This window comes from Natrinema sp. CRL1 (assembly GCF_059162405.1).
Window position 1 is genome coordinate 1 of the sequence record NZ_JBLVOY010000015.1, and the last position, 7977, is coordinate 7977.

Below are 7977 nucleotides of genomic sequence, written 5' to 3' on the forward strand. Positions count from 1 at the left end.
GACGCCGTGCGTGCGCGAACCTGGTACGGCGAATTTCGAGAACTCGTCTTGATGTGTGCAGTTTACAACATCACGCAGGCCGTGAACCAGTGAAATCAAGCACCGTCTGGCGATTCACCACGGCCGATTGAACAGAAAGCCGATCACCGGAAACGCGGTGAGCTTCTCGACCGGCGAACGCTCGTCCTGATAGCGGTTGTAGACTTCGAGTGGGGCGACCTCAACGCCGAGGAAGTAGCGAAGCTGCTGGGTAGCCTCGAGGTCATCCGGCCGTCGCTCGCGGTACTCTTCGAGCAGTTCCTTGAAGATCGGATTTTGCTTGACATCTTCATCGGTAAGTCGATCATCGATTCGATCGATCAATCGCTCGACCGGGAACGAACGAGTCGTCGCGTGAAGTGTGAGTTTGAAATCGAGTTCCCGATTTGCAAACTCCTCACCGAGGCGCTGTATCTGCGCCCAGTCTCCGGACATCGCGAAATCCATGTTCCCGGGATCGATCTCGAGGAACGCTTCCATCGCACCATCGGTGCGCTCGATGGCACCGGCACCTGGCCACGCACGGCCGACGTTTGTGAGATCTTGTGTCCGTTCATCGGGTTGGAACGGCGTGTAACTCACGAGGCCACCGTCTGTACTCGCTTCGTCGTGATCCGCAGATGGTTCAGTACTGTATGTGACCGTCGGTCGCTTGCAGTAGTACCGATAGACATCCCTCAGCCACGTCGATGCTGGAAGGTGATTCGGCGAGGAGTAGACGACCGCACCACCAGTAATGACTCCCAAGAGAACGAACGGGAAGACAGCACCATCGAGTCCGGTGAGTCCGCCGAGAAGGAGGCCCGCGATGGGAAAGCCAAGCAAGACGTAGACATCTCCTTCCTCGATATTGAGAAGCGGGATTCGCGTTTCCTCGCCCAGTTCATCCATGATTCGACGGCCAGCTGCACCTCGTTCTTGTGACATTCAGTAGTACCCCGGATCATTCTCAGTTCGACGGTACGCCTGGACACCTTCCTGGCCATACGCGTCTGTCGCAACGTTATCGTGGTCGGTCCGCCCTCCAGTACCGCCGCTCGGGTTGTCTGGAGGCTGTGCTCCACCTTGCTGACGCATCTTCGACATCGCAGAATAGCCGACGGCCGCTTTCGGCCCCCACGCTGCTGTCGTGGCTGCAGCAGCGGGACCGGCGACGACACCAGCACCAACTGCTGCGCCTGCAGTCACTCCGACTTTGGTTGTCGTGCCGATGATTCTCGTCGTCATCGGACTGGCGTACTTGAACAGTTTCCAGACGATAACAGTCGAGAGGAGTGGAAGCGTGACGGCGATGAGATAGTTCAAGAATGGGCTGTCCGGAAGAAGGACGGAATCAAGCCCCTCGTGAAAGAGGAGTTCGTAACCCTTGAACAGCAGCGCCACTGGCATCGGCATGATCGCGAGTGGCACGAACTTCAGACAGACCGTTCTCGAGATATCCGAAACGACGGGTAGATTCCCGTATGCCAACGCGAGCCCTATCGGCATCGCGTAAATCAGGATGTACAGCATGATCTCGCGAAGGAAAAAGAGGGCTTGAAGGACCCACATGGCCGTAGCACCGACTCCTGTAAGGAACAATGCAAGGAGCGGGTTCGAAATACCCAAATCGAGCAAGGCAGCCATCGCGTCAATAACTGTTGAGATGTCTGGCAGGAGTGCGATCGTGAAGCCGTCTACTACATACAAAACCAAGACGGCGAGCCAGTACCAGGTTACGATCAGAAACGCACCCGTCCAAGCGCTACGTTTCGCCTTTCTAGTCTCGTATACACTACCGATATTGAATATCCGTATTGTGTGCCGACCCTGAATACAGGTCACCAGTAGTAACAGTGCGACGAGCATGATGTCGCCAGCAACGAGACTGCTGTGGATCTGTTCCCACGGTGCGTTCGATGGCTGTCCGAACACGAACGCACCGTCCGTTTCTGGGGTTGGCGTCCCAAAAACCTGAGCCGTGATCGTGTCATAGCCCTCTGACAGTCCATCTTTGAACCAACCGGTAATTTTGTCAATTGCGTCTTCGAACCACTTGCTCCCGATATCGGAGAGCGACCACGGGGCCATTACGGAGCCACCTCGATTTCGATATCGCACTCATCAGAATCCGTACTGAGATACTGGATGCGATACTCACGTGCGATATTCTCCTTCTTGTGGGATGCAAAGAGACGGACAGTGAACCGTCCGTCTCGGTTGACCGAATCGCACTTCGATCGTACACCGGCCGGTGAAAATGGCCCTGTACTGCTGTAGAGAAGAACCGCCTCACCGGCAGGGATCGGTATTGACTCGGCATTTGATCCGAAGTCCGCTTCCGGATCGTAGATGCCACTCTTACCGACTTCATCGTGGCTCTCGTGCGTCGGAAAGGGAACATCTCCGTCAAACCGCAACGTGGTCACCGCAGTCGGACCTGTTCCTCGATTCGCCACGGAAAGTATCGCTTCTGCGTCCGTATCGTAATTGCCTGCCCCATCATACATCGCTTCGGGGTGGTTCCGACCTAACCTGAGGTTCGTCAACTCGAGGTCTGGCTCGAGCGTAATCGATGCTGTCTCAACCGTCTTCCCGTCCGCGAGCCCAATGAGTTCGTACTCGCCTGGTGGATAGTCCGTTCCGACCCTTACCGTCGTTCGGGACACCCCCGATTCGATCGTTCGGCGAGCGAACAGTTCGCCAGAGGGAGCAACTACGTTCAGTTGCTCAACCGCGTCTCGCTCGATTTCGACGATTAGATCGAGCTCGACAATCTCACTGCTCTGGATGATCTCTCCGCCGGAATCAGTCGGTGATCCAGTACCACCAGAATTACTCATCGTTGAACAACCGGCGAGGGCTGTGCTGATTCCAGTAAGAAGACTTCCGAGGACGATGCGTCTGTATGGGGTGTACTGCTTGTCTGTCATAACGTCTCTCCAATTTTCAGGAAGGAGCCGATCCGCTTCGCAGCGTAGAGGGCGACCGCAAAGGGGATTGCATATCGAACGAAATCGACCAGAAGCGTAAACCAGCCCGTCGCCGTCGCTAGCGGATGCCACGTTTCGGTTGCTCTATCACCGAGATACGCCGGGCTATGCGATCGCCACGAGCCCGGATGGTACTCTGCTGTGTAGATTCCCGGCTGGTCAACTGTAATCTCTGCAACGCCGTTCGCATCTGTCCGTACTCGCTGATCGCCGATCGTAATGTATCCCTCACGGGACTCGTGGCCGATCAACGAGAATCGAGGATCATCGAACGGGCTCTCGAGCATGATCGGCGATCCAGTCTCGGCATCGCGAAGCGTGATCGCTACTGTCACTGCGGTCGCGTTCGAGTCAACGACTTCGACAGAGAGATTGCTCTCGCGGATTTCGCGCTCTGATCCCCCGTCGGGTTCAACGATATCCGCGGAGACGCCACGAACAATTCCGTCGACGGTGATTGCATCCGGATCGATGGTATCGTGGCGAAGGGCAAGTCCGGACGACTGTGTGTATGTATCGGAGACCACATCGACCGCGACGTTCTCGGGGATCGACGGCTCCGGAGACGAACTCTCCGTTCCCCAGACCTCGAGGATTTCGGGACCGTCACGGATCGGTTCTGTCCGTGGACCGAGTTCGGAGGGATAGGCGTGAACGTACACTGGACGTGCATCGGATCGGACCGTCTCCCTGGTTGTTTGCGCTGATATCGTGAGTTCGTCCCAGTCCGTGTCACGAGCGGTGTAGTATCGCCACACGCCGCGGACTTTTGTCTCTCCATCGTCAGATAGCGTGTATCCGTGCCACGGTTGGGCTTGATAGATCGCGACGCCGCTGTCGCCGTTCGGATACGATGCGTGATAGATCGATGCCCGAAGATCGTAAATTTCGACCTCGAGATCCTGAGAGACGGTTACCTGATCGGTGATCAGTTCCGTCTCGTTGCCGAGGTCTCTCTCGACTGTTGCCTTGATATCCGCCTCGAGCGTAAGCGTCGCGGACCCACCACGCTCGAACGCGTACTCGAAGGTTGGTGTCTGCGTGCCACCGATGGTATCGATACGTTCGCCGTCGCGTCGGAGTCGGACTTCTTCGATTTCGTGGTGTTGGATCGAGACGTTCTCGTCAAGACGTACTCGATAGTCAATGAGTCCGCGGAGTTCGCCCTCCGGTGCGATGTAGTGGACCGTCTCGTTCGCATCCAGATGCGTTCTCGTCGACGGATGGATCGCGAATATCGTCGCGTGTGCGTCGGCGATAAACACGGAATCCGTGAGCGCCGCATGCGTCGGATAAATCGAGGTTTCCGTATCGCCGCCCTCGAGTGAGTCGTAGTCGGCTACCGTCCACCGCTCGGCGGTGTCGGGCGGCGTTTTGAACGTGATATCCGTGCAGTTGCCGAGTTCCTGCATGGCGGTCCGCTCTTCGCCATAGCGTTCCTCGTACTCGGCGTTGGGTATGCACTCATCCGGTGTGTTCGACCACAGTGTCGCCGTCTCGTTTTCGTCCAGTCCGTCGTTATCCGCCTCAAGCGGAGCATCGGCACTGGCGATCCCGATTCCACCGAGCGCGATAGCGAGACTGACGCCTGCAATGAAGCACGCAACTCCGACTATGCGTCTCTCGAATTGCATCACAGCCTCCGACTCGAGTCGGTGTGTTCACTACTCGGCATTACCACGGCACGAGATTGATACACTCGGCTAATGGAAGTCCCATCGTAGCGCCAGCGACAGTATACAGCGGCCCCAAGACCAGCAGAATAACTGCGGATTTCAGCGCTGCTCGCTTGTGCATTTTCAGGTTCTTCTTCTGTTCGAGATTCATCGTGAACATCTCGACGAGTGAATCGGCTTGCCAGACAACGACGAGGCCCATGAGACCGATCGCGGTCGTAATCTGGAAGAATCCGGATATCATCCCCGGCAACCCGTCGGCCTCGCAGACGACACTGTCCTGTGCCAAGACTGGGTCAACAGCGATAATTGATAAGAGTGCAAGCGCTCCGAGGCCAGAGCGTACTACTCGAAACGGTCTATTCGACTGCTCGTTCGGATCAACTGATCGGATCGAAAGCGGGGTTTTCGGATGCATTGGCAGATATTAGATCCAGTGAAGCCTCTCGAGGAATCGTGCGTTTTGATTCGCACGGATACTTCTTGGATCTTCAAATTCTCTGCGCTGTGATTGTGCATATAGTTTTCGTACAGCAGAAGTACATAACTATTGTATTTTGAGGAAACTGTTACTTCAGAATATATGAAAATAGCCAATAGATATCAGAAAAAGTGATTATGATATCACTCGAGTTCCACAACAACGACATCGCTGATCTTACAGTAGGGACAGCACTCTCGGTCCGTCTCGAGCGTCGTCCCACAGTTTCGACACTCATAGTAGAGCGTAGTTCGCTTCCAAAATCTACAGAGTCGCGTGAGAACGCTCATTTGCGTTCCTCAAGCGATCGCCGACCGGTTCGAACACAGTTCCAGCAGGGGAACGAGTCGCTGGTATTGGGACAGTCACAGTCCTCGTTCGATGTCGCGTTTTCGGAGTCCGCTCGCGAATCTGAGTACTGTTCCCTCTCGACTGTATCAACTGGGTTTCCGCCGTCAGTCGCGAGTTGCTGTTGTGTGGCTGCCTGAATGATCGGCCGCCGGATCGCAACCGCGACTCGGTGTTTGCATGCCCTCTCGTAGTGTTCGTCTGCAGGACACTCACACGCTGTTGGGATGCCGTTCGTGACGGTAACGACGTACTCGTGTTCGTCTGGTTCTGCGTGACTGCCGTTTCTGACGAGAACGCCCGTCGGTGTGAGCGTGTATTCGAACGCTTCGTACTGTGCTCGTTTTGCCGTCCGGCGCGTAAACTCGAGTTTGGAGAGTGGATTCGTCGACATTCGATTGTTCATGCGAGGACTGAGCGGCCCCGCACTCTGCAGGGGCACATAAAAACGGGCGCTTGCTAGAGTGACACAACGCGTTGATTTCCCTAGGGGACGACTCTATTCGGGTGGGCCGGAGAACAATTCTGAGACAGACTACGACATTTGGCCGCCGATCCAGAAACAGAACTAAGTAATTCGACATACAAGTATTACCTATGTCGAGTAATACCTCGTCCAATGGTGAGGAGCGTGTCGTCTCTGTAACCGAAAAAGGGCAGGCGACGATCCCTAAGCAGCTCCGAGAGAAACACGGAATCCCTGCGCCAGGACGAGTCAAATTCGTCGAGAACGAGGATGGAGAAATTGTTGTCCGGCCAGTCGGTTCAATGCGAGAGTTCCGCGGTCTCGAACGTAATGGCGATGAGGAACGTCCCGCGACAGCAGTCCTTCGTGAAGAACGCGAACAGGACAAACAGCAAGTCGATAACGTAGTCGAGGAGTTTTCCAGCAGCACGGAGGAGGAATGACGGACACGATCGTTTTTGATACAGAACCGCTCGTTGCCTATTTGGACGACGAGCCGGGGAGTGATACTGTCGAAGAGTGGATTGATCGCGTTGCATCTGGCGAGATTGAGGGCTACATCAGTCCAGTAACGAAAACAGAGGTTCTGTACGTCGGCTCTAGAATCGGGTTCCGCCCTGCTGATGTCCGGGAAAGCCTCGAGCGGCTCGAAGAGTTGGGTGTCACAGTCTCTGATCCTCGAGAGTGTTGGGACACTGCAGCCGCGCTCAAGGAAGCGCATACGATGGCACTCGGCGATGCATATGCGCTTGCAACGGCCGACGCTCTCAATGGGACACTCCTTGTCGGGGCAGACGATGATTTCGACGAGTTAGAAGACGCCGTCGTGAGATTCCGCGACGAGCCAGCTTAATTCTCCTCAGATCCCCAACCAAAATTACGCAAGTTCGACTTACAATTCCTCGAGAGCGATTTCCAGCGATTCATGGAACTACCCCGAGGTTGCTTGAACGTCTCCTTTATCGGGCCTATCCCAACGAGCAAGACCGGCATAAGGACTCATCTTGACGGTTCGCTCGGCCGGTTCATCGAATGGGGTTCGTGTTGGCAGTTCTATAGTAGCTCTTGAAACGATTTATACACCGATCGCAATGCTGTCCTGCGATTGGGTAGGCTCTGTTGAAATCCCATTTGTTCGATGTGTTTCCCGCTGAAACAGCCATTAGGTAGAATTGCGAACTGAACCCTTCAACTCCCGAAAACACTTACCAGTTGTATCGAAAAGCAGATTCATGAACCGGCGAACACTTCTTACTTCAATCTCTGTGGGCGCTGCTACAGTCGCTGGCTGTACTGGGGGAGACGAGAACGACGAAACTGGGAGGAAATATAAGCCGTGTAACCACATGGTCCTCGAGTATTGGATTTTGCCGGAGGATGTCAAGGCAGAGGTTGATACTGCATTCGATGAGGGCCAGTACGAGAGCGACGAGAAGTTGCTTTGGCAGCAGATTGCTGGATCTGACGTACAGGCACTCCAGCGAGGAGGGAAGGTCTTTGAGAAGGGACCAGACGGGTATGAGCCGCGACAGGAAATAACGTTCTATTCTCCACAGGTGGACGTAAACGATGGCGTTCATACCCTTCAGTTTGAGGAGACGACGCCTCAGTATGATTCGATGAAACATCTTACTGTGCAACGTGGGCCTGAAGTACCGCGGAATATTTCGATTGCTATCAAAGATACAGAGGGAACAGTTATTGAAGAGACGGATCTCACTATCGAAGATCGAAATAGTGAACCAGAGGTGCCGGTCGCTAGCGAATTCGGGACGTATGTGGTTGAGGTTACGGTTGAAGACTGGGAGACGGTGACTGAGAAATTGAGACTTCATTCTGGTGTTGGCGTTATGGTGTTGGGTATTAATGACCGTGGTGAATCGCCATACGACGTTGGATTTGCCTAGCTCACAGCACGCTTGATGTTGTAGACGGCACACATCAGAACGATTTCACGGAACTCTCGATACCAGCTTCGCGCACGCACGGCGTCGC

At 54.8% G+C, this 7977-nt stretch carries 8 protein-coding genes and 3 pseudogenes; 4 read left to right on the plus strand and 7 right to left on the minus strand.

The annotated features are described in order from the left end of the window. Positions 1-93 (plus strand): annotated as a pseudogene (locus tag ACJYUO_RS21725) (IS5/IS1182 family transposase); the annotation flags it as partial. 33 nt (positions 94-126) lie between these two features. Here ACJYUO_RS21725 and ACJYUO_RS21730 read toward each other — a convergent pair. The 6 genes and pseudogenes from ACJYUO_RS21730 to ACJYUO_RS21755 form a co-directional block, all read right to left on the minus strand. After that, positions 127-966 (minus strand): annotated as a pseudogene (locus ACJYUO_RS21730) (TraC-like domain-containing protein); the annotation flags it as partial. Next, the gene (locus ACJYUO_RS21735) at positions 967-2109 is read right to left on the minus strand and encodes a TrbL/VirB6 family protein (protein ID WP_494347391.1); all 1143 of its coding nucleotides are present in this window, start codon (positions 2107-2109) and stop codon (positions 967-969) included. It abuts the pseudogene before it with no gap. Next, positions 2109-2951, minus strand: a complete 843-nt coding sequence (locus ACJYUO_RS21740; RefSeq protein WP_494347392.1) for a hypothetical protein — start codon at positions 2949-2951, stop codon at positions 2109-2111. The genes ACJYUO_RS21735 and ACJYUO_RS21740 overlap by 1 nt, the downstream gene beginning before the upstream one ends. Beyond that, positions 2948-4645, minus strand: coding sequence for a DUF8186 domain-containing protein (locus ACJYUO_RS21745; protein ID WP_494347393.1), 1698 nt, complete (start codon positions 4643-4645; stop codon positions 2948-2950). Before ACJYUO_RS21745 ends, ACJYUO_RS21740 begins: the two co-directional genes overlap by 4 nt. 40 nt (positions 4646-4685) lie before the next feature. Beyond that, the gene (locus ACJYUO_RS21750; protein ID WP_494347394.1) at positions 4686-5105 is read right to left on the minus strand and encodes a DUF7985 family protein; all 420 of its coding nucleotides are present in this window, start codon (positions 5103-5105) and stop codon (positions 4686-4688) included. Between the two features lie 349 nt (positions 5106-5454). Next, a complete protein-coding gene (locus ACJYUO_RS21755; protein ID WP_494347395.1) occupies positions 5455-5910 on the minus strand; it encodes an SWIM zinc finger family protein in 456 nt (151 codons plus the stop codon). 203 nt (positions 5911-6113) lie between these two features. Between ACJYUO_RS21755 and ACJYUO_RS21760 the strand changes: the two genes are divergently transcribed. The 3 genes from ACJYUO_RS21760 to ACJYUO_RS21770 all read left to right on the plus strand — a co-directional run bounded on the left by ACJYUO_RS21760 (position 6114) and on the right by ACJYUO_RS21770 (position 7889). Continuing rightward, on the plus strand, positions 6114-6425 hold the full coding sequence (locus ACJYUO_RS21760; protein ID WP_494347396.1) for an AbrB/MazE/SpoVT family DNA-binding domain-containing protein: 312 nt from the start codon (positions 6114-6116) through the stop codon (positions 6423-6425). Beyond that, a complete protein-coding gene (locus ACJYUO_RS21765) occupies positions 6422-6835 on the plus strand; it encodes a type II toxin-antitoxin system VapC family toxin (protein ID WP_494347397.1) in 414 nt (137 codons plus the stop codon). The genes ACJYUO_RS21760 and ACJYUO_RS21765 overlap by 4 nt, the downstream gene beginning before the upstream one ends. A 379-nt stretch (positions 6836-7214) precedes the next feature. Next, the gene (locus ACJYUO_RS21770) at positions 7215-7889 is read left to right on the plus strand and encodes a hypothetical protein (protein WP_494347398.1); all 675 of its coding nucleotides are present in this window, start codon (positions 7215-7217) and stop codon (positions 7887-7889) included. Here ACJYUO_RS21770 and ACJYUO_RS21775 read toward each other — a convergent pair. Next, positions 7886-7977 (minus strand): annotated as a pseudogene (locus tag ACJYUO_RS21775) (IS5/IS1182 family transposase); the annotation flags it as partial. The gene ACJYUO_RS21770 and the pseudogene ACJYUO_RS21775 overlap by 4 nt on opposite strands.